The following is a 21,129-nucleotide window of genomic DNA, read 5'->3' as shown; positions in this document are numbered from 1 at the left end:
CGAATGGCTGTGCGGGCGGTCATGCCCGGCTCCGCAGCCGATGGCCGAGGTCGTCGAGGATCGACTCGGTGTGCTGCCCCTGGGCCGGGCAGTGCCGGCGCAGTTGCGCCGGTGTCTCGGAGTACCGGACCGGGTGACCGATCAGCTGGTAGGACCCCTCGGTGGGGTGCTCAGCGGTGGTCAGCAGACCGCCGTCCCGTGCGTAGCGGCTGGTCGCGCTCTCGGCGAGGTTGTACACCGGATGCGCCGGGATGCTCGCGCGATCGCACATGCGCTGCCACTCGGCAGTGCTGAACTGCGCTGTCAAGGAGCGCATTCTGGCGTAGAGGGCATCGGCGTTCGCGACGCGGCCGGCCATGGTGGTGAACCGGAGATCGGCTGCGGCGTCGGGGTCGCCGGCGAACGCGAAGAAGTCCCGCCAGTTCGTGTCGTTGTAGGGCAGGATGCACATCCACCCGTCGGCGGTGCGGCAGGCCTTGCGTTCCCGGCTGAGAACCCGTCGGTAGCCGTAACCGCTGTCGTCAGACGGGTCCAGTGTCGCTCCGGCGAGGTGTTCGACGAGATTGAAGGCGATCATGGTGTCCGCCATCGGGATTTCGACGTGCTGCCCGCGCCCGGTACGGTCGCGGTAGTGCAGGGCGGCGAGCACCGATTGCACCATCATCAGTCCGCATACCTTGTCGGCCACCACCGATGGGATGAAGTGCGGCTGGCCCGAGACCTGCTCGTTGAGCCAGACAAGTCCGGTGGCCGCCTGAATGATGTCGTCATAGGCTGCGTTGTCCCGCATCACCGAGTCGGATCGAAAACCTTGTGCGGTGGCGTAGACCAAACGCGGATTGACCGCCGCGATGTCCTCCCATCCCAGTGACAGCCGCGCGAGCGCGCCGGGACGGACATTGGTGATGAACACATCGGCGGTCTCGAGTAACGCGAGAAGCGAATCTCGATCGGACGCGTCTTTGAGGTCGAGTGTGATGCTGCGTTTGTTGCGGTTGAGATTGAGGGTCGGACCGCCCATCCCCGGATGCCGTTTCGGGTCGAACTGCCGTGTCGGATCACCGGCGGGAGCCTCGACCTTGATCACGTCCGCACCGAGATCACCGAATTGCTGACCGGCGTAGGGGCCCATGATGACCGTGGCCAATTCGATCACGCGGAGCCCTTCCAGGGGACCGCGGGTCGAAACCGCAGGGGTGGAGGGTTCTGCGCGAGGGGACATGGATGTGCTCGATCCGTGGGACCCAAGGTTGTCGTGCTTCACACCACTAATGAAAACCGCAACAGCCGTCGATATCCAATACTAATTATGGCACCATTAATATGATGGAGGATATGGATTTTTCCCGGCGGCTGCTCGAGCAGTTCGTCGTGCTCGCCGAAGAACTGCACTTCAGCCGCGCGGCCGAACGACTGTCCATGAGCCAGCCGCCCCTCACCCAGGCGATCAAACGCCTCGAGAAAACCATCGGGGTGCCGCTGCTGGAGCGAAGCACCCGCCAGGTGGAACTCACCCCCGCGGGGAAGTCGTTCGCTCTCGATGCACGACACCTCCTGGATGCACAGAGTTCCGCCACCGAACGTGCCAGGCGGATCGCACGAGGAGCGGAGGGAACGCTGCGCCTCGGATTCGTCAGCGGGGCCTCCTACGTCTCGGTTCCCCGCCTGATCGGCATGGTGCATGGCCACTTGCCCGGCCTACGCATCCACCTCTATCAACGCACCTCCGCCGAACTCGCCGACATGGTGCGCAGCCGGCGGCTGGACCTCGCGATGGTCCGCGCTCCACTGGCGGACCCCGACCATCTCGATATCCGGCTCCTGCACGACGAACCGTTGGTGTGCGCACTTCCCGCCGAGCACGATCTCGCGTCCCGGGACAACATCGCCCTGGCCGACCTGCGGGATCAGGATTTCGCGCTGCCCTCCTCGACCGCGTTGCCCGGGCTCAGCCAGTTGATCTACTCAGGTTGCCGCGCCGAAGGTTTCGAGCCCAGAGATGGTGGGCGAGCCGACAGCCTGATGGGAATGCTGGGTCTGGTCGCCGCCGCCCACTGCGTGTGTCTCGTTCCACGGGAGATCCGCGACGGAACCGTTCCCGGGATCACCTACCGGCCGCTCGTCGACGCGCCGCGTCTGCACACACTCGTCATCGCCAGTGCGGCACGCAGCGATCCGCTGGTCGACCGAGTGATGGCGCTCGTCGGGCATCCTGCGTAGCACGCATGGGGTCTGCGCTGGGTCACCACGGTGCCGTGCGAATCCCTGTCGAATGTGATCGTGATCTGACCGTCCACTTCGACCACCGACGCTCAGCACGACCGGTCGCCGTGTCGATGGCTGAACCACGCGACACGGCTATCCGACTCGTTGCCCGAAGTAACGCCTGGGGCGTGCAGTTTTCAGCCCGCCAGGGGTTCGGTGGCGGGGGCGTTGATGGCGTCGTAGAACTGGAGTGCGCTTGCAACGGCGACCGGCCCGCCCACGATTATGGTTCCCGCGACGGCTCCGATGGCACCTGCTGCTGCCCCGGTCACCAGGCATCCGCCGAGAAAGCCGGGGACGGCGAGGGTGCCAATGGTCGGGACGGCGACGGCGGATCCGACGAGCGCTCCGCCAGCGATGCATCCGATCCCGGCACCGATCGCCGTTCCGATCAGACTGCCCATCCCGACGCCGAGCGCGACCTCGGTACCGAAGTTGATGAGGGCAGTGCTGAACTCCGGTGATTGAACATCCAGGGCGTTCGGCGCCAGTGGGAGCGCTGCATCCTCGAGCGGTGTGGCTGTCGAGGAATCGGTGCTGGGTGTGAGGGTGGCGCTCCTCCCGTCGATCTGTGCGGCGACCGGCCATTCCTTCCCATCCCGGTAGTAGGTCAGCGGGAAGCCGGCCACCAGGTTCCCAGCGTCATCGAGTACCTGAAACTGGTCGCCTCGGGTGGTCAGTGAGCCGGCATCGGTCGTCAGGACGACGGACCTGTCGATGACGCTCGCCGTGTAGTGAATGCCGGGGAGTATCTCCGTTTCGACGGCTGACGGGTGGTGCGGATCGGATTGTTGCGGTGCGGCACTGGCGGTACTGGTGGTGGCGACCGCTGCCGTGATGGCAAAGGCTGTCACCGCAATGAGACGTGTCATCATCATCGGGGTCTCCATTGTGAAGGGTGAGGCGTTTCGAATGAGAGTCGCGGGTTGCTCCGCCGTGAGAAGCAACGAGCGACGGCACGCGGGGGTGTACAGCAACGGCGCCCTGATGGGACCCCGGGCGGCGTGGTCGTTAGTTCCGATCAGTTGTCGAAGACTCCGAGCTGACGCAGCAGCGTCCCCGAGTCCCAGTACGAGCGCTCCTCGCGCAACAATCCGCCGGGGTTGCATTTGAGCAGGTTGACCCCGCGTGCCTCGATGCGGTTACCGGTCGGTGCGATGCCGTCGAAGTCCCCGGTATGCACTCCGGTCACCGTCCATTCGGCGGTGGCCGTCTCATCATCATCGGCGACGACGGAACTCTGAAACACATCGAGGAGAAGGCGTTCGTGAAGGCCCTGAGGGCTTCAGCGATCGCGGCGCGGCCGGTGACCGGCCCGGGTGAGGTCATGTCGTGCAGAACACCATCGTCCGCGAAATGCTCGGCAATAGCTTCGTGGCGCCGCTTATCTATCCATGCCTTATCCATGTCCTTGACGAAGTTGTCCAAGCCGGGGCGCACTGGGACTCCCTTCTGCGCCCCGGGTGTGCCGGGTTTCGATGCACGGCACACCCAGGACAGATAGCGGTCGAATGCGGGAGGTGCGGATGTGAGCGGTGGGCGCGGTCCCGCTCGGGCCGACGGCCGAACGGTTCTCCGCGTCAGAATTGCCGGCTCCGGCGATCCACACCGCTGCCGCCGGGTTGGTAACAGCGGGTGATCGACGAGTTCGCCCTGCGGACGTCCGCGGCGGTCACAGCCGGGTCGCCGGCAGAAAGGGGCGACTCTCAGGCCTGCGTGCTGCCGACCGCCTGATCGCGCACCACATTCCGCGCCGCGAGTGCGCCGCTTTCGAGAGCACCCTCGATCCACCCGACGAACGAGGGGGCGATATCGCTTCCGGCGAAGTAGACACGGCCGTGTGGCTCCTGAATGTCCGGAACCGTCGACGACAACTGCCCGGGACGCATCATCATCCAGGTGCCCTGCGAGAATTCGTCGTCCGCCCAGTCGTGCCCGTCGGTGTCCACGACCTCGAGGTCGGGCACGTACGCACGCAACGCCTTCTGCACCGCGGCCTTGTCGTCGGGGTCGAGCGCTGTGGCGTCGGGGCAGAAGCACACGATCAAGCTGTCACCGTCGAGTCGGTATTCGGTCATGGCGATGGTGATCGGGTTGGCACCGAGCGGCGCGTAGGCGGTGAACGCTTCGATCTCGCCCTTGACCCGGACCCACATCTTGCGGTTGCGCATCGGATGCCCCTCGTCGGCGAGACGCCGGCTGCCCTCGTTCAGCGTGGGCGAGAACTCGATCGTGTTGAGGGCGTTGACCGGGACCGTCACGACGACGGCCTTGGCGCGGATCGTGTCCCCTGATCGTGTGGTGACGACCACTTCGTCGCCGTCGTCCGCGATCGCCGACACCGGAGTGGACAGCCGGATATCAGCCGACGAGTCGGCCGCGATCGCCTCGATCAGACTCTTGGTTCCCGTGGCGATACGCCAGTAGGCCCCCGACTCCCACAGGGCTCGCCAATCCCCGAAATACAATGCAGCCCAACGGAGCAGCTGAGACACCGCCTGCTGGTCGGGTGCGGCCACCGTGTAGGAGAGGATGCCGTCGAGCATATCGCGGTCGGCCGGGTCGAGGTCGAGTCGCTTCATCCGATCGGTGAAGGTCTCGAAGTCGATCTCCCCGATGTCCGTGGTGTGGACATCGTGGGGATACGGGAAGTGCTCACGGGCGTCTTCGACGAACTTCTCCATACTCGGGCCGGCGAGGGCGTCGAACTCGGCCTCGGTGCCCGAGTGCAGTGTGCCGTCGGCCAGCCAGTGGACGCGCTCGATCGGCTCGGGTGTCGACAGTTCCAGACCGTGCCGCTGCATCTCCCGCCACAGGTTCGGCTGTGTCCAATGCACATAGGCGCCACCAAGTTCCACCGGTCGCCCGATCGTGCCATCGGTGTAGGTACGGCCACCGATGCGGTCGCGTCCCTCCAGAACGACGACCGACTTCCCCTCCGCGGTCAGGTCTCGAGCGGCGGTGATGCCGGCGAACCCCGCCCCCACGACAACTACATCAAAAACTTCGTCCATCGACACTCTCTCCTTCATCATTTATGAGCGCCGTCACAACCTAACATTACATAATTTCATATACTAGAGGTTATAGTATTTATATTTAGGTGGCCGTGCGCCGACGCGTCCGTGGGCGTTCAAGCTGCCGGGCAGAGGTGGCTCGGCGCCGGTGTGAGGAGGTGCCGTGAACACGGAGGCTTCGCCGTAGGAAGCGGCAGAGCGATGGCGAGCAGGGTTGTACGACAAGGCGCCCTGGGAGGTCCCGGGCGCCGCTGTATGTCGTTCGTGTCAGTGGTCGAAGACTCCGAGCTGCCGGAGCAGCGTCCCCGAGTCCCAGTGCGAGCGTTCCTGTGCCACTGCCCGTCAGGCTTGCAAGCGAGCAGATTGATCCCGCTCACCTCGATGCGGTTACCGGTCGGGGCGATTCCTCGAGGTCACCGGTGTGCACTCCGGTCACCGTCCATTCGACGGTGGCCGTCTCACCACCACCGGCGACGAGGACGACGGAACTGTGGAACTCCATCGAGTCACTCCGGAAAAAGTCCGATCATCACCTACAGCCGGGCTGCACGCCGACTGTCTCGTGAACAGCAGCAGACCACCAGCGAGGTGCTGCCCGTGTCGAGCGGACGCGGATCCTCGCCGATCAGATGACCGACCCGATAGTGCACGCGATCGTCGATTACGCAGACGACATCGTCGGATTGTTCACCGGGGGCCTACGCGCGCGGCGTCAAGGCTAGAGCCGCACAGCGGTGTTGCGACAGGCCGGGAACGCGCACTCGTGCGTACCGAATACATCCGGTCGCCGAGCGACCTCAGCATCCCGGCTGAAAGCAAGTGTGCGCCTCAGCCCCCGAGGCGAAACCATCTTCACATACCGACCAGTGGCGCGTTCCCTTTGGGACCACGACGGTCCGAAAGCGGCTGGGCCCTGCGGACTGCAGGCCCCAGCCGCCTCGAAACTTCCACACCGTAATTCGCGCGGTATCCTCATGCTGAATCGAAGGCGCGCGGAAGGTCCCAATACTCAGTCTCGGACACTACCGATCCTGTCGGATTCGGCCCATAGATTGCGAGCATCCGAGCGTAGTGCGGCGCCCAGTATCGCCCAACCGATCCTGCCGGAACCCGCCCAAGGTCTCCTCGCTTCAAGACGACTTCATCCCCACCGCACGAGAGGTGGAGCTCGCCTTCGAGCAAGTATGTGAATTCGTCATGGCCGTGCAGATCTTGCCAACCAGCCGAGCGGAGCTCCCACTCGGTGAGAACACATCCGTCCCACGCCGTTGCCGGCGGTGTGAGGACATTGCCCCGCAGTCCCGCCCACTCCGGCCGGTAAATGCTGAGCTCGCGCGCCGACCACCGATCGACGCCAGGCGTTGAGGCCATCGCCCCACCATCCCCTCGGCACGCTACCTAGAAGAGGATGTAGATCTTCCGGACGGGTTCAAGGGCCTCCCATCGGCCAGACCATCCCGCCGGCAGCCGGTACCCCTCGCCTGTGTTCACGATCGTCACTTCCCCTGTCTTTGCATCGGTGAGGCGAACAACTCCTTCGAGAATGAAAGCGGCCTCGGCGACAGGGATATTCTCGGACGTGAAGCCGTCTCGGTCACATGACCAGGCAGCAAGCGTGCCCGCGCTGAAGCCATCACCCGCCATCAGTGAGAACTTCATGGTGCTGTCACCGTTGCGGGTACAGCAGTCGGGCAGCTCCTCCATGAGCTCCCATTCGAGAGTGTCGAATACGGCCAGAGAGTACTTCTGGAGAAGGTTGTCGGTCACAAGCGCGCTGTCAGTCATAGGTTCTCTTCTTCCCGTGTAGGTGGAACTTTCCCGAGACTTACCATGGGAGAGTTGGGGATTCATTGATCATGCAGAAGCGGATGTCGTCGCCCGCCGCTGGCGCTCAAGCGAGCGGAGCCCCAGGAGCGATGGCCTGTGAGACGCTTCGGGCGGTCAGGGCACCACTCTGGAGGGCGCCCTCGATCCAGCCTGCGAACGCCGGGGCGATGTCACCGCTGGCGAAATGGATACGACCGTGCGGTTTCTGGATATCCGGGATCGCCGAGGTCAGCTGGCCTGGGCGCATCATCATCCACGTTCCCTGCGAGTATTCGTCGTCGACCCAATCGTGGCAGGCGGTCTCCACGACTTCGATGTCCGGCACGAACGTTCGCAGCGCCTTCTGCACTGCGTCCTTGTCGTTGCTGTCGATCGCCGCCGAATCGGGGCAGAAACACACGATCAACGTGTCACCGTCGACGCGATATTCGGCCACGGCGAAGGTGATCGGGTTTTCCCCCAGGGGCGCATAGGCAATGAAGGACTCGATCTCGCCCTTGACCCGGACCCACATCTTGCGGTTGCGCATCGGATGCCCCTCGTCGATGAGGCGTTGGCTGGGCTCACGCAACGACGGCGTGAACTCGATCGTGTTGAGGGCGTTGACCGGGACCGTCACGATTGCCGCCTTGGCCCGGATCTTGTCTCCTGATCGTGTGGTGACAAGCACCTCGCTGCCCTCGTCCTCGATAGCGGATACCGGGGTCGAAAGCCGAATGTCGGCCGTGGACTCGTCGGCCATCGCCTCGATCAGACTCTTGGTTCCGGTGGCGATACGCCAAAGGGCGCCGGATTCCCACAGTGCATGTACGTTCCCGAAGTTCAGTGCCGTCCACACAAGGAGCTGCGACACCGCCTGCTGGTCGGGATCCACGACGGTATACGAGAGGACGCCGTCTATCAGATCTCGCTCCAGGGGGCTCACATCGAGGCGCTTCATGCGGTCGGCGAACGTTTCCAGGTCGATGTCGCCGATATCTGTAGCGTAGATGTCGTAGGGATCCGGGAAGTGTTCCCGGGCGTCCGCCACGAGCTGTTCCATGCCCGCAGTCGCGAGTGCCTCCGCCTCTGCCTCGGTGCGGGAATGCAGCGTGCCTTCCGACAGGAAATGGACGCGCTCGATCGGCAGCGGCGTCGCGAGGGCGAGGCCGTGACGCTGCATCTCGCGCCACAGATGGGGCTGCGTCCAGTGCACGTAGGTGCCGCCGAGTTCCACCGGTCGCCCGATCGCGTCATCGGTGTAGGTACGGCCACCGATGCGGTCGCGGCCCTCGAGCACGAGGACCGATTTCCCCTCGGCGGTCAGGTCTCGGGCTGCGGTGATGCCGGCGAATCCGGCCCCCACGACAACTACGTCAAAAACTTCGTCCATCGACACTCTCTCCTTCATCAATTATGAGCGTCGTCACAACGTAACACCTAATAACCTCATATACTAGAGGTTAGTTTTTAACTTTAGGTGGTCATTACGGCGACGCGTCTGTGGGCGTCCGAACGGGCAGAGCTGACTCGCCACCTCTCTGGGACGCAGGACCACCCGGTTTACAGCGGGAGCGGTTTGACGTTCGGTGGTGACCGCGCCGTCCTCGACGGGCACGCCCGAGTGCGCCGCCGCTGCTCCGGTGATGAGAAAGCCGAAAGGGCCGCCGAACAATCGCTGTGCGCGTTCGCCCCATTCCTTTCAGCGGGGGCGAGCACGTGGAACGGATCGTTCGGCGGCCCGTGGACAGCCGTTGGATCAGGAGTGTGCATTGCTCAGACAGCGACGGCGTGCGCCGGTTCGAGCCCGTGTGCTTGCGCGACCGGGGCGTAGGTCACCTGCCCGGCGTGCGTGTTCAGGCCCCGCGCCAGCGCCTGGTCCTCCCGCAGCGCCTGCTCCCACCCCTTGTTCGCCAGGGCGAGGGCGTAGGGCAATGTGACGTTGGTCAGGGCATAGGTCGAGGTGTGGGGCACGGCGCCGGGCATATTCGCCACGCAGTAGAAGATGGAGTCGTGCACTTCGTACGTCGGCTGGGCGTGCGTGGTGGGGCGCGAATCCTCGAAGCATCCGCCCTGATCGATGGAGATGTCCACCAGCACCGAGCCGGGTTTCATCCGGCTGACCAGCTCGTTGGAGATCAACGTCGGGGCCTTTGCACCGGGCACCAGGACCGCCCCGATCACCAGGTCGGCGCCCAGGACCGCGCGTTCGATCGCATAGGCGTTGGAGGTGACGGTGCGCAGGCGCCCCTGGTAGATGCGGTCCGCGGCGCGCAGGGTGTCGACATTGCGGTCCAGAAGCCAGACCTCCGCCTGCAGACCCAGCGCGATCGCCGCGGCGTTCATCCCCGAGACACCGGCCCCGATCACGACGACCTTGGCGGCCTGGACACCGGGCACGCCGCCGAGGAGAACGCCGCGCCCGCCACCGGCCCGCAGCAGGTGATGGGCACCGGCTTGCGGCGCCAGCCGGCCGGCGACCTCACTCATCGGTGCCAGCAGCGGCAGGGCCCCGGCACTGGTTTGCACCGTTTCGTAGGCGATGCCAGTCACTCGACGCTGCTGCAACTCTTCGGTCAGCGGCTTGTCTGCCGCCAGATGAAGGTAGGTGAATAGGACCTGCCCCTCGCGCATCCGATGATATTCGGGTGCGATGGGTTCTTTGACCTTCAAGATCAGGTCACCGGTCGCCCAGATGTCGTCCGCCGAGGCGAGGATCTTCGCGCCGACGGCGAGATACTCCTCGTCCAGGATCGACGATCCCGCCCCTGCTGCCTCCTCGACGAACACCTCGTGCCCGTGCGACACGAGCTCGTGCACACCGGCCGGGGTGATGGCCACGCGGTACTCGTGGTTCTTGATTTCCTTGGGAATGCCGACCTTCACAGGACCCTCACTTCAGTGGTTCTCGGTTGTAGAAACGGGTGGTGATGCACGTGCGCGTGGACACATCGGCGCGCTGGACGGCATTCACCGGGTCGAAGCCGCGGATTCGCCCACGCCCTGCTCGAGAAGGGCTTTGTGCCGCAGCCGCTGGGCAGGCGTGCCGCCGGCGATGACCACGCCGGTCATCGTGGACTGCCGGAAGTAGCCGACCGCGACCCCCTCCGAGACCCATCCCGGACCGAATCCTCCTTCCAGGACCTCGATTCGATCTGCGTGCTCCGTGCGACCGAAACCCTGTATCCTGACGTCGAATTGGTCGCTCCAGAAGGACGGCAGCGGCGCGAATGGTGTCGGATCCCCGTGACCGTTCTCGGCGGCGCTCAGCCCGTGGATCAGGGTGGTGGCCGCGCGGTGCGCGGTGTCGGCCGGAATGCACCAGTGTTCGACGCGGCGCGGGGTGCTGTCGAATCTCGGGTTCGGGAACCGTGCCACATCCCCGACCGCCACGACGTTCTCGCGTCCTTCGGCCCGCATCATGTTGTCGCAGAGGACGCCGTCGGACAGATCCAGGCCGTTGCCGGCGAGCCATTCGACGTTGGGGTTCGACCCGACCGCCTCGACGAGGACGTCGGCTTCCAGTTCGGTTCCGTCGTCGAGGACGACGGAACCGAGCATCGCAGGATCCGGTGCCCGCCCGACCAGGGCCGAGACCGATCTACCGAGCCGGAAGGTCACGCCCTGCTCTTCGTGGAAGGTTTGCAGGGTGCGGGCGAGCCCGACGCCGAGGGGGCGCAGCATCGGCGCGGCAAACGGTTCGATGACGGTGACCCGGCATCCGAGCCGGCGTGCACTGGCTGCGACCTCGCATCCGATGAAGCCGCCCCCGACGACGACCACGGCGCTGCCCGGGATCAGTTGACCGCGCAATGCGATCGCATCGTCGAGGGTACGGAGCGCGTGACGATGACGGTCGAAGCCTGCGATCGGCAATCGGCGGGGCCGCAGTCCGGTCGCGATGACCAGACCGTCGTAGGTCAACTCCCGTCCGTCGACGGTCCGCAGACTTCGATCCGACAAAGCGGCACTGGCGACCTGAGTGTCCAGAACGAAGGACACGTCCTCGACATGTGCACGACGCCGCAGGGCGACACCCGGGTAGTCGACGAGCTCGGCTGCGGTGAGCGCGCTGATATCCGGCGACACCAGCACGTTCTTCGACAGCGGCGGGCGGTTGTAGGGCAGATGGGCCTCCGCGCCGACGACCGTCAGTGCACCCGACCAGCCGTTCACACGCAACTGTTCAGCGGCGCGGAGCCCGCCGAGAGACCCGCCGACGACGACGATCTGTGCTGCCATGGGTCAGTCGGCTATACGGATCGCCTGGACGGGGCATACGTCCGCGGCTTCCTCGACGGACGCACGGAGCGACTCGTCCGGCGACGGCTCCCAGACCAGCTTTCCGTCCTCGGCGAACTCGAACACCTGGGGAGCGCTGAAGATGCACTGTCCGTGGTCGGCGCATACCGCGGTATCTACGGTGACTTTCATTGTGGGCCTCACTTTGCGGGTGGTCGGTGGCGTTGCGGTGATTGATGAGGTCGTTGTCCTGGCTCGTGCGGCCGGAGCCGTCAGCGGCCGGTGCCGCGGTGGGAGACCCGTTCCTCGACCCGGTCGAGGAACGCCCTGAACAGTGGGGTCATCGGGTCCTGCTCGGGATGCCACAACACGCCGAGCGCGAACGAGTGCTCGGGTGACTCGATCGCTTCGATCACCGCATCCGGGACCGAGCGCGCACTGACCGTCAGCCCGTCGCCGAGCCGCCCGACGCCCTGATGATGGGCGGAGTGCACGGTCGCGGCGTCGGACTGATACGCCCACGCGGCGACCGTATCCGGGACGAGGGTGACCTCGTGCTTGCCGAACACACCGTCGTGGGCGGCGTGCTCGTCGTGGGCGAGCGAGTCGGGCAGGTGCTGGTCCAGTGTTCCCCCGCAGGCGATGTTGAGCATCTGCATCCCCCGGCAGATGCCGAGGATCGGGACGTCGAGATCGAGGGCACGCCGGGCCACCGCGAGTTCGACCCGATCGCGGGCGAGATCGGGCTCGGCTGTGGCGGTATGAGGGGTCTGGTCGTAGATCTTCGGGCCGATGTCCCGCCCCCCGGCCAGGATGACGGCGTCGACGAGATCGAGTACCTGGTCGGGGTTTTCGGCCAACGCATCGTCGGCGGGGAACAGGAGCGGGATCGCCCCGGTGCGGCGGACGGCGTCGATATAGGTGGTCGGCAGCATCGCGGTGGGAATGTTCGTCCACATGCCGAAATCCCCGTGTTCGACGCCGACGACGATGCCGACCTTCACACGCTCGGACTTGTTCGAGGAGTGCATCGTGGTCACCTCAACCGATCGTGAAGGGATCGCGGGTGGCGCCGGTCAACTCGACCCAGACCGCTTTGGTTTCGGTGTATTCGAGGACTGCCTCGGGTCCGTTCTCCCGCCCCCAGCCACTCATCTTGAATCCACCGAACGGCGCGCCCGGCCCGGCCACCCGGTAGGCGTTGATCCACACCGTGCCGGCGATGACCGCGGCGGCGACGCGGTGTGCGCGCTGCAGGTCACGGGTCCACACTCCCGCGGCGAGCCCGTAGTCGGTGCCGTTGGCCAGCTCGACCGCTTCTTCCTCGGTCGAGAATCGCGTGACGGCAAGGACAGGACCGAAGACCTCCTCCTGTGCGATGGCCATGTCCGGCCGGACGTCGGTGAGGACGGTGGGTTCGACGAACAGCCCGCCGAGGCCGGTCGGTTGACCACCACCGGTGGCGACGGTGGCGCCGTCGGCGACCGCCTTCTCGATCCTCCCGAGCACCGAGGCAAGTTGCGTCTCGTTGGCGACGGGCCCCATCTCGGTAGCCGGATCGGTCGGATCTCCCAGCACGATGGTCTTCGCCCGGCGCACGATCAGCTCGACCAACTCGTCGTGGATGGACTCGTGGACCAGCAGGCGTGAGCCGGCGAGGCAGGTCTGCCCGGTGGCCGCGAAGATGCCGGCGATGACACCGTTGGCGGCGGCTTCCAGGTCCGCGTCGGGGAAGACCAGTTGGGCGGACTTGCCGCCGAGTTCGAGCAGCACCCGGGTCATGTTCTGCACGGCAGCGCGGCCGACCTCGACACCGACCGTGGTGGATCCGGTGAACGCGATCTTGTCGATGCCACGGTGGCCGGCGAGCGCCTTGCCGACCTCCGGCCCGGTGCCGGTCAGGACGTTGAAGACGCCCGGGGGGAAGCCCGCCTCGTCCATGCGCTGGGCGAATTCGAGGGTGGAGGCCGGGGTGTAGTCGGAGGGTTTGACGACGAGGGTGCAGCCGGCGGCGAGGGCGGGCGCGAGTTTCCAGGCCAGCAGCATCAGGGGTGAGTTCCAGGGCAGGATGGCACCGACCACGCCGACCGGTTCACGCCGGGTGTAGATGAAGAAGTTCGGACGATCCGACGGCAGAGTGTCGCCGCCGAGTGTCTCGGCGATGCCGGCGTAGTACCGGTACCACTGCGGGAGGTAGGCCATCTGACCGGTCATCTCGCGCAGGAGTTTGCCGTTGTCCGTGGTCTCGACGGCTCCGAGTTCGGCGGCATCCCGCTCCAGCAGGTCCGCGAGTCTGCGCAGTAATCGTGCGCGCTCGGCACCGGTCGCGGTCGACCACGGCCCGGTCGTCAGGGCCGAGCGGGCCGCGGACACGGCGCGGTCGACGTCGGCGGCGGTGGCGTCGGGGGCCGTCGACCAGGCCTCCTGGGTATAGGGGTTGACGGTCGCGTAGGTGGCGCCGGAGTCGGCCCCGACCCAGTGCCCGTCGACGTACATCTGGTACGCGGGCAGGCCGGTGGTGTCGATCGTGCTGGTCATCAGGTTTCTCCTGGGGGTCATTCGGTCGGTAGCGAGAGCGCCGCGGCATCGGCGAGCACCGACCGCAGGATGGTCTCGATCTCGGCGAAGTGTTCGGGGCCGGCGATGAGCGGTGGCGCGAGTTGGATGACGAGATCGCCTCGCATGTCCGCCCGGCAGATCAGACCCCGTTTGTAGAGTTCGGGGGCGAGGAAGGCCAGCAACGTGCGCCCCTCTGCTGGGGAGAAGCGTTGCTTGGTCGCGGTGTCCTTGACCAGTTCGATCGCCCAGAAATAGCCGGCGCCGCGTACGTCGCCGACGAGGGGGATATCCCGGAGCGACTCGAGCATGTTGCGGAATACCGGTTCGTTGGCGCGCACGTTCTCAAGCATTTTCTCGGTTTCCATCAGCTCGATGTTGGCGAGAGCCACGGCCGAGGCGACCGGGTGGCCGCCGAATGTGACACCGTGCATGAACACGTTGTTGTCGGCGAGGAAGGGCTCGATGACGCGGTCGGAGGCGATGATTGCCCCCATGGGGGCGTAGGCCGAGGTGAGCCCCTTCGCGGTGGTGATGATGTCGGGCACGTAGTCGAAGCGCTGGGCGCCGAACCACTCCCCCAACCGTCCGAACGCGCAGATGACCTCGTCCGAGATCAGCAGGACGTCGTACTGGTCGCAGATCTCCCGGACGCGCTGGAAGTAGCCCTCCGGCGGGACGAAGCAGCCGCCCGAGTTCTGAACGGGTTCGAGGATGACCGCCGCGACGGTGTCGGGTCCCTCGAACTCGATCCGTTCCCGGATCGCCTCGGCGAGCGCGTCCACCGCCTGCGGGTCGAGTCGGTAGACGTTGGTGTTCGTCACGTGGCTTCCGCCGATGGGCAACGGCTCGAAGGGCACTCGTGCCGGCGACAACGCGGTGGCCGCCAACGCACCCAGGGTGGTGCCGTGGTACGCGGTGTTGCGGGAGATCACCTTGTACTTGCCGGCATTTCCCCGAAGCTTGTGATACTGCCGGGCGAGCTTGAAGGCGGAGTCAACTGCTTCGCCACCGCCGCCGACGAAGAACACCCGGTTCAGGTCCGCGGGCGCGAGGTCGGCGATCTTGGTCGCGAGTTCGATCGCGCGGGGGTGGGCGAAGCCCCAGGTCGGAAAGAACGCCAATTCGGTGGCCTGCTTGGCGGCGGCGTCGGCCAGCTCGGAGCGGCCGTGACCGACGTTGACGCAGTAGAGCGAGCTCAGACCGTCGAGGTACCGGTTCCCGTGCTGGTCCCACACGTAGCAACCCTCGCCGCGGACGATGACCGGGACTTCGGCACCCTGTGCGTACGCGCCCATGTTGCTGAAATGCATCCACAAGTGTCTGCTCGGGTCGGAATCGATGGCCTGCACGGGATTTGCACTCAACTCGACTACCTCCACTCTCACTCAAATCCGAATCTTGCCTTCTAACCTCTGACATTATAGGTTTGAGTTATGGATGTCAACGGAGGAGCGAACCCATGAGGCAGATACGCAGTCAGAACTTCATCGGCGGTCGGTGGGTCGACCCCGCCGACGGCGCGCGAGCGCCGATCACGAATCCGGCCACCGGCACGGTGATCGCCGAGGCGGCGGCGAGCTCGCGCGCCGACGTCGACGCCGCGGTCCGTTCCGCCGAAACCGGCTGGCAGACATGGCGGGAGACGACGCCGCGGGAGCGATCGGAGTTCCTCTTCCGCTTGGCCGATGCGATGGCGGCACACACGAGCGAGCTGGCCGATCTCGAATCGGCGAATGTGGGCAAGCCCATCTTGCTGGCCCGCGGTGAGGTCGACGAGGCAATCGACGGTCTGCGTTTCTTCGCCGGTGCCGTACGCAGCGGAGAAGGACTGGCCTCCAACGGGTTCCGCCGCGGTACCACCTCGATCGTGCGGCGCGAACCCATCGGTGTCGTCGGCCTGATCACGGCATGGAACTTCCCCCTGATGGGCGCGATCTGGAAGGTCGGCGCCGCACTGGCCGCGGGCAACGCGTGCGTGCTCAAACCGGCCGAGCAAACCCCGCTGACGACGCTGGCACTGGCCGAACTCGCGGCCCCGATCCTGCCGCCCGGAGTCCTCAACGTCATTACCGGGCAGGGTGATCCGGTCGGCTCCACGCTCGCTCAGCATCCCGCGGTGCGGATGATATCGGTCACCGGTGCGGTCACTACCGGGAAGGCGGTGGCCGCCGCAGCGGCACAGACCCTCAAACTGGTGCATCTCGAATTGGGTGGCAACTGCCCTGCCATCGTGTTCGCCGATGCCGATCTCGACGCCGCGGTCGCGGGAATCCGTCATGCCGCCACGGTCAATTCCGGTCAGGTCTGCCTGGCGGCGCCGCGGCTGCTGGTCGAGAAGTCGTGTTATGACGACTTCCTCGATCGCCTGGTGCCCGCGTTCGAATCCGTCCGGGTGGGAGCACCCGACGAGGGCGAGCACATCGAAATGGGACCCCTTGCCTATCGCGGGCACCGCGACCGAGTCGTCGGCTATGTCCAGAACGCTCGGAAAGCGAAAGTCCTGACCGGCCACGCCCAGGCGTACTCCGACAGCAATTTTGTTTCCCCGACAGTTGTCACCGGGGTCGAGCAAGGCGATCCGATCGTGCAGGAGGAGATATTCGGTCCGGTCGTGACCGTGCAGTCGTTCGACAACGACGCCCAAGCGGTGGAGTGGGCGAACGGTACCCCCTTCGGCTTGGCAGCTTCCCTGTGGACCGGCGACCTCAGTCGGGCGATGAGCACAGCCCCTCACCTCGAGTTCGGCACCGTCTGGATGAACGACCATCTGTCGATGCTTCCCGAGATGCCGCACGGCGGGGTCAAGGATTCCGGTTACGGAAGCGAGGGGTCGAGCTACGGTATCGACGAGTTCACCCAGGTCAAGCACGTGTGGATCAAGCACGGCTGACCAGTGGGGCGTGATGTCCCGGCGCGCCGTTTCAAGGCTGCGCCGGGGCATGCGTACCGACCGGGCTGTTTACTGACCTGATCGGCAATCAGGGCTTGCGGATGCCCAGACAAGCCGATAACATCTAATGCCAGATGTTATATTCATCACTCAGGGTTCGAGCCCTGGGTTCCTCGTGTGCCGCACGCAGCCGACCCGAAGCCTCGCTTGTTCGAGCGCGACGCCGCACAATATCTTCAGACCCCGGAGGCCAAATATGCCCACCCGTGAACATGCGACTCCACTGGAGCTGGCGCTCAGCGATCCCGCCCGCGAATCCGAGCTGGAACGGTGTCGGCGACTGTTCGACGAGCGCGGTGTCACCCACATTCACTGCCAGTATGTGAGCGTGCAGGGCCGCGTCCTCAGCAAGGTCATGCCCGTCAAGTACTTCCTCGGCACCGCCGCGCGCAAGGGCGTGCCCTTCGGCTACGCCGCGGCTGGCGGCTTGCAGGCGAGCCTGGCCGGTGAACTGCTGGGACCGGGCGGCATCAGCACCCGCGAAGGTCTCCTCGTGCCCGACCTCGCCACCGTGCAAATCCTGCCGTGGGACCCGAGCGTCGCACGGGTCTTCTGCGACCACTTCCGCTCGCTGCGCGAGGAGACCGGGCCGGGAGAACCGGAAGAGGCCGACGCCCGCGGCAACCTCAAGCGCGTGATCGCCGCCTTCCGAGACGAGACCGGGCTCGAGCTCCGCACCGGATGCGAACCGGAAATGAGCTGGTTCTCCGGCCCGGACGCCATCGACCGCTCCGCCTCCTTCTTCCCCGACTGGGTGGGCCCCTCCTACCACCTCGAACACATCGCGGAAATGATGCCGATCCTCAAGCGCATCACGCAGTACGCCCAGGAAATGGGCTTCGAGATGATCCAGTCCGACTACGAAGATCCCGGCCAGCTCGAATGCAACTTCCAATACGACAACGCCCTCGCCACAGCAGACCGACTGATCACCTACCGTCAGATCTGCATCGCAGTGGCGAAGGAGTTCGGTGTCCTGGCTACCTTCATGCCCAAGCCGGTCCCCGGAATCATGGCCAACGGCTGCCACCACCACGCGAGCCTGTGGCGCGGCGAGGACAACGTCTTCGCCGACGATGACGACCTCACCGAACTCGGCCGGCACGCGCTCGGCGGTCTGCTCGAGCACACCCGCGGAATGACCGCACTGTTCGCGTCGACGGCAAACTCCTACGCCCGATTCTGGGATGTCGGCCTGTTCGCGCCGGCGGTCACCAATTGGGGATATGACAACCGCACCACCAGCTACCGCGTGTTGCCCGGACGAGTCGAAGTCCGCTCCCCCGACGCGGCCGTCAACCCCTACCTGTCCCACGCCGCACTGATCGGCGCTATGGCCGACGGCATCCGCCGCAACCTCGATCCCGGCAAACCCGAACTCGGCAACGCCTATGCCCCCTCCGCCGACGCTCCCTCGGCGTTCGCGCCGCCGCCGCTGACCTTGACCGAAGCCCTGGACGCGCTCGAGGAAGACAAGGCGGTTCGCTCCATTCTGCCCAGCGGGCTCTACGAAACTTTCACCGCCTGCAAGCGCGACGAATGGAACCGGCGAACCGGAGCAATCACCAACTGGGACTTCGACGCCTACCTGCGTTACACCCCCTGACACACCCTTTTGCGGACCCCGCCCTCCCCTGGGCGGGGTCCGCTCCCCCATGCCGGTATTCACCTTCAGAAGGATCCTGACCGTGAGCGATCTCGAACTCATTCAACCCGGAACACTCGTCCTGTGCTCCACGGACATCGCCGCTCCCCCCATGACCTCGGTTGTCGACGGGGTGCGACTCGGCTTCGAACCCGACCTCGGTCGTGCGCTGGCCAACCACCTCGGCCTCGAACTGCAGTGGGTCGACGTGCGCCGGTGGGCCGATTTCGTGCCGACACTGACCGAACTGCGATGCGACGCAATCTTGTGCAACCAGGCCATCACCCCCGACCGTCAGAAGGTCGTCGACTTCACCATCCCCTACGGACGGTTCAACGAAGGCGTCGTCGTCCGGACCGACAGTCCCATCAACTCGGCCGCTGACCTCGTCGGCCGCAAGGTCGGGGCCATCACCGGTACCACCAACATTGCACTCGCCGCCTCGTTCGCCGGTGCCGAGGTCATCGAATTCGGCGCGAGCGACGACGCATTCCACGAGATGGCCGACGCTGCCGTCGACGGCACCATCGACGCGTTCGTGGACGACGAGATCGTGCTCCCCACACTCGAAGCCACCGGCACGCTGCGTGTCGCCTTCATCGCACCCACACGCAACCCCTATGGCGTTGCGGTGCGCAAGGAGTCAGCAGCGCTGCGCACCGCGCTCAATGGCGCGATCCAGCACCTGATAGCGGACGGAACGCTCCTGGAAATCTGGCATGACAACTTCCCTGGCAAGGCATTCCGGCTCTGATCCAGCAGGCTCATTCTCAGCAGGACACCAATCCTCCATGAATGAGGCCGTGGCCGCCGACGTCCGCACTCGCACGACGGCGACCACGGCCCAGACCGGCCCCATCGGACGTGGGCCACTACTGAAAACTCGCCCGCACACGGTTCGGAGAAGGCAATGGAATCGACGGTGACACATCCCGACGTCATTCTCGACCTGGCCATCTTGTGGGCACCGATCGGCGGGCCCACGCCGGACCGAATCAGGGGTCTCTTCCACATCGGGGTCGACGACTACCGGCGCCGCCTACTGAACTGCAATCCGTTTCCACCGCAGCCGCATTCCCGAACGCACCCGATCTCGATCTCGAGCTTGTGTACGGATCGTCGATCCTCGCAGGACTCGAGAAATCTCAGAGTGGGGCTCACGCCCCGTCACTCGATGACTGTCGGCCGGTGCAGATCGCATCTTCGAGCATGGCCACCCGACTCTAAGGCCAACCTCCGCCGGTACTGCCGGCTCGATCTCGCGCACTCTTCACATGTCGTACTCCCGAGACAGCTGGTTTCCCATGTCTGAACCGCGCACCAACCGCAACTTCCGGTCCGATCCCTCATCGAGCAGGGGGCGCGCCGACAGTCCCGCCGCCGACGAGCTCCCCACGGTGCACCGCCTAGATCGCCGCCGACAGTTGCGTGACAAGATCCGCGCGGAACGACACTCCCGCGTTCCGCGCGAGGCCGACCAGTTGATTCGCTTCGCGCAGACCTGGCTCCCGTACGGGGGGCCGCCGGCGGATGAAGTCATGGTCCAGTTCGGCATGACCACGGCCCGCTTCCTGCAAGCTCTTCGACTGGCGATCGACCTGTCCGACTGCGATCCCATCATCGCGCGCCGAATACACACTGCCTACTTCACGCGACGATCGACCCGTTAACACAGGCGTCGCACTACTGTCGGGATCGCTTCTAAGGAAGCGATATGCGGTGACGCGCTTGTCGCCATCGAGAATCACCGACTCCGAGGAGCGCGCGGACGACCGAACCAGGTAAAGAGGACTTAGCCAAGGTTGACCCTGCATGAAGAACCGCAGCACGCCTGTTGGCGTTCCTCACCTTCGCCCCCGGCTTTCGTCGTTAGGCCGCTCGGAGCGGCGGTGTTCGACCGCCTCGGCGATCAGCTCACCTACCGACGACGACGCTGCGGACGGTCTTCGACCGCCTGGCCATCTACGGATCGGAGCTGGTCGTCGTCGACCAACTTGGGCACGATCGGCGCCCTGCCACACGCCGTGGCCCGCGCCTGCAGCCACGACGTCGGCTACCTGCCCTCACTGGCGATGCGCCGCATCGCCAGTCCGGTATCCCGGGCAGACGAAAGCCGGCTTGCCCGAGACGCGTTCATCATTGCCTTTTGCCGCCCCACCATGCCGCACTCCCTGCGCCGGGTCTTTTGCCGGCGACGCGGCCCTCGCCGAGCTCGAGGTCCTCGTCGGGTTCGATGACGATCTGGCTGGTGAGGCCACCCGGGTCAGCAACCGGATCCGCGGACTTCTCACCTTCATCCACCCCGCCCTCGAGCGGTCCTCGGCCCCAGGATGGCACACCCGGCGGTCCCCTGGAATCCTCTCCCGCCGCGGTGGACCGACCGGAATCCGCAGGGCAGGCAAGCGCAAGCTCACCGCGATTGCGGTCAAGCAGCACGCGCCCCGCATAGGCACTCGGCTCGTGGCGAGACCCTTGGCGCCCCCGGGCGAGCAAACCGTGGTGGTCCCCGGCATCCAGCCGCTGGGACCATCCTCCCGAACTCGCGGACACCCTGAGCGGGGCCCTCCAGCAACGGAAAGCGGCCGCCGAGGACGTGGAGAGGGCCCCTCTCCCATCGACGGCTTGGCGAAGACCATCAGGGACAT

20 protein-coding genes and 1 pseudogene are annotated in these 21,129 nt (G+C 65.6%); 5 read left to right on the top strand and 16 right to left on the bottom strand.

All coding sequences use genetic code 11. From position 1 onward, the window contains the following. Nucleotides 1-19 precede the first annotated feature (19 nt). Nucleotides 20-1,222 carry a CaiB/BaiF CoA transferase family protein gene (locus ACFTWF_RS22875; protein ID WP_378463468.1) on the bottom strand — a complete coding sequence of 401 codons (1,203 nt, stop codon included), beginning with the start codon at nt 1,220-1,222 and terminating at the stop codon, nt 20-22. A 113-nt stretch (nt 1,223-1,335) separates the two neighbouring features. Here ACFTWF_RS22875 and ACFTWF_RS22870 point away from each other — a divergent pair, with 113 nt between their 5' ends. Further along, the gene (locus ACFTWF_RS22870; RefSeq protein ID WP_378463467.1) at nt 1,336-2,220 is read left to right on the top strand and encodes a LysR substrate-binding domain-containing protein; all 885 of its coding nucleotides are present in this window, start codon (nt 1,336-1,338) and stop codon (nt 2,218-2,220) included. Nucleotides 2,221-2,402: 182 nt separating this feature from the next. Here ACFTWF_RS22870 and ACFTWF_RS22865 read toward each other — a convergent pair whose 3' ends face one another. The 14 genes from ACFTWF_RS22865 to ACFTWF_RS22800 form a co-directional block, all read right to left on the bottom strand. Continuing rightward, nucleotides 2,403-3,143 (bottom strand): hypothetical protein, encoded by a 741-nt coding sequence (locus ACFTWF_RS22865; protein WP_378463466.1) that lies wholly within the window; start codon nt 3,141-3,143, stop codon nt 2,403-2,405. A 143-nt stretch (nt 3,144-3,286) separates the two neighbouring features. After that, a complete protein-coding gene (locus tag ACFTWF_RS22860; RefSeq protein WP_378463465.1) occupies nt 3,287-3,457 on the bottom strand; it encodes an ester cyclase in 171 nt (56 codons plus the stop codon). Beyond that, nucleotides 3,454-3,705, bottom strand: a complete 252-nt coding sequence (locus ACFTWF_RS22855; RefSeq protein WP_378463464.1) for a nuclear transport factor 2 family protein — start codon at nt 3,703-3,705, stop codon at nt 3,454-3,456. The genes ACFTWF_RS22860 and ACFTWF_RS22855 overlap by 4 nt, the downstream gene beginning before the upstream one ends. Nucleotides 3,706-3,971: 266 nt before the next feature. Then, nucleotides 3,972-5,279 (bottom strand): flavin monoamine oxidase family protein, encoded by a 1,308-nt coding sequence (locus ACFTWF_RS22850; protein WP_378463463.1) that lies wholly within the window; start codon nt 5,277-5,279, stop codon nt 3,972-3,974. A gap of 376 nt (nt 5,280-5,655) precedes the next feature. After that, nucleotides 5,656-5,784 (bottom strand): hypothetical protein, encoded by a 129-nt coding sequence (locus ACFTWF_RS22845; RefSeq protein WP_378463462.1) that lies wholly within the window; start codon nt 5,782-5,784, stop codon nt 5,656-5,658. Nucleotides 5,785-6,254: 470 nt separating this feature from the next. Beyond that, nucleotides 6,255-6,653 carry a cupin domain-containing protein gene (locus tag ACFTWF_RS22840; protein WP_378463461.1) on the bottom strand — a complete coding sequence of 133 codons (399 nt, stop codon included), beginning with the start codon at nt 6,651-6,653 and terminating at the stop codon, nt 6,255-6,257. A gap of 27 nt (nt 6,654-6,680) precedes the next feature. Beyond that, nucleotides 6,681-7,067, bottom strand: coding sequence for a cupin domain-containing protein (locus ACFTWF_RS22835; protein ID WP_378463460.1), 387 nt, complete (start codon nt 7,065-7,067; stop codon nt 6,681-6,683). A gap of 106 nt (nt 7,068-7,173) precedes the next feature. Further along, complete coding sequence (locus ACFTWF_RS22830; RefSeq protein WP_378463459.1) at nt 7,174-8,481, bottom strand: flavin monoamine oxidase family protein; 1,308 nt, start codon at nt 8,479-8,481, stop codon at nt 7,174-7,176. 383 nt (nt 8,482-8,864) lie between these two features. Then, nucleotides 8,865-9,974 carry an alanine dehydrogenase gene (gene ald, locus ACFTWF_RS22825; protein ID WP_378463458.1) on the bottom strand — a complete coding sequence of 370 codons (1,110 nt, stop codon included), beginning with the start codon at nt 9,972-9,974 and terminating at the stop codon, nt 8,865-8,867. Nucleotides 9,975-10,058: 84 nt separating this feature from the next. Beyond that, complete coding sequence (locus ACFTWF_RS22820; RefSeq protein ID WP_378463457.1) at nt 10,059-11,330, bottom strand: NAD(P)/FAD-dependent oxidoreductase; 1,272 nt, start codon at nt 11,328-11,330, stop codon at nt 10,059-10,061. Between the two features lie 3 nt (nt 11,331-11,333). Further along, nucleotides 11,334-11,522 (bottom strand): ferredoxin, encoded by a 189-nt coding sequence (locus tag ACFTWF_RS22815; protein ID WP_185723799.1) that lies wholly within the window; start codon nt 11,520-11,522, stop codon nt 11,334-11,336. An 80-nt stretch (nt 11,523-11,602) separates the two neighbouring features. Further along, nucleotides 11,603-12,361: a gamma-glutamyl-gamma-aminobutyrate hydrolase family protein gene (locus ACFTWF_RS22810; RefSeq protein ID WP_378463456.1), complete on the bottom strand. Its 759-nt coding sequence runs from the start codon at nt 12,359-12,361 to the stop codon at nt 11,603-11,605. A 10-nt stretch (nt 12,362-12,371) separates the two neighbouring features. Next, complete coding sequence (locus tag ACFTWF_RS22805; RefSeq protein ID WP_378463455.1) at nt 12,372-13,868, bottom strand: aldehyde dehydrogenase; 1,497 nt, start codon at nt 13,866-13,868, stop codon at nt 12,372-12,374. 17 nt (nt 13,869-13,885) lie between these two features. Continuing rightward, nucleotides 13,886-15,253: an aspartate aminotransferase family protein gene (locus ACFTWF_RS22800; protein ID WP_378463454.1), complete on the bottom strand. Its 1,368-nt coding sequence runs from the start codon at nt 15,251-15,253 to the stop codon at nt 13,886-13,888. A 95-nt stretch (nt 15,254-15,348) separates the two neighbouring features. On the opposite strand from ACFTWF_RS22800, the gene ACFTWF_RS22795 reads away from it, so the two are divergent. From ACFTWF_RS22795 to ACFTWF_RS22785, 3 genes are all read left to right on the top strand, one after another. Continuing rightward, nucleotides 15,349-16,779 carry an aldehyde dehydrogenase family protein gene (locus ACFTWF_RS22795; protein WP_378463453.1) on the top strand — a complete coding sequence of 477 codons (1,431 nt, stop codon included), beginning with the start codon at nt 15,349-15,351 and terminating at the stop codon, nt 16,777-16,779. 256 nt (nt 16,780-17,035) lie between these two features. Beyond that, nucleotides 17,036-18,445, top strand: coding sequence for a glutamine synthetase family protein (locus ACFTWF_RS22790; RefSeq protein ID WP_378463452.1), 1,410 nt, complete (start codon nt 17,036-17,038; stop codon nt 18,443-18,445). Nucleotides 18,446-18,527: 82 nt separating this feature from the next. Then, on the top strand, nt 18,528-19,238 hold the full coding sequence (locus ACFTWF_RS22785; RefSeq protein WP_378463451.1) for an ABC transporter substrate-binding protein: 711 nt from the start codon (nt 18,528-18,530) through the stop codon (nt 19,236-19,238). 652 nt (nt 19,239-19,890) lie between these two features. On the opposite strand, the gene ACFTWF_RS22780 is transcribed toward ACFTWF_RS22785, so the two are convergent. Then, entirely contained in the window at nt 19,891-20,313 is a 423-nt protein-coding gene (locus ACFTWF_RS22780; protein ID WP_378463450.1) for a hypothetical protein, read from the bottom strand. A gap of 98 nt (nt 20,314-20,411) precedes the next feature. On the opposite strand from ACFTWF_RS22780, the pseudogene ACFTWF_RS22775 reads away from it, so the two are divergent. Then, a pseudogene (locus ACFTWF_RS22775) lies at nt 20,412-21,089 on the top strand (transposase); the annotation flags it as partial. Nucleotides 21,090-21,129 lie beyond the last annotated feature (40 nt).

Source organism: Rhodococcus sp. NPDC056960 (genome assembly GCF_042674125.1).
GTDB lineage: Bacteria > Actinomycetota > Actinomycetes > Mycobacteriales > Mycobacteriaceae > Rhodococcus_F.
The sequence above is the reverse complement of the archived record's forward strand: the minus strand, read 5'-3'. Positions and strand labels throughout refer to the sequence as shown.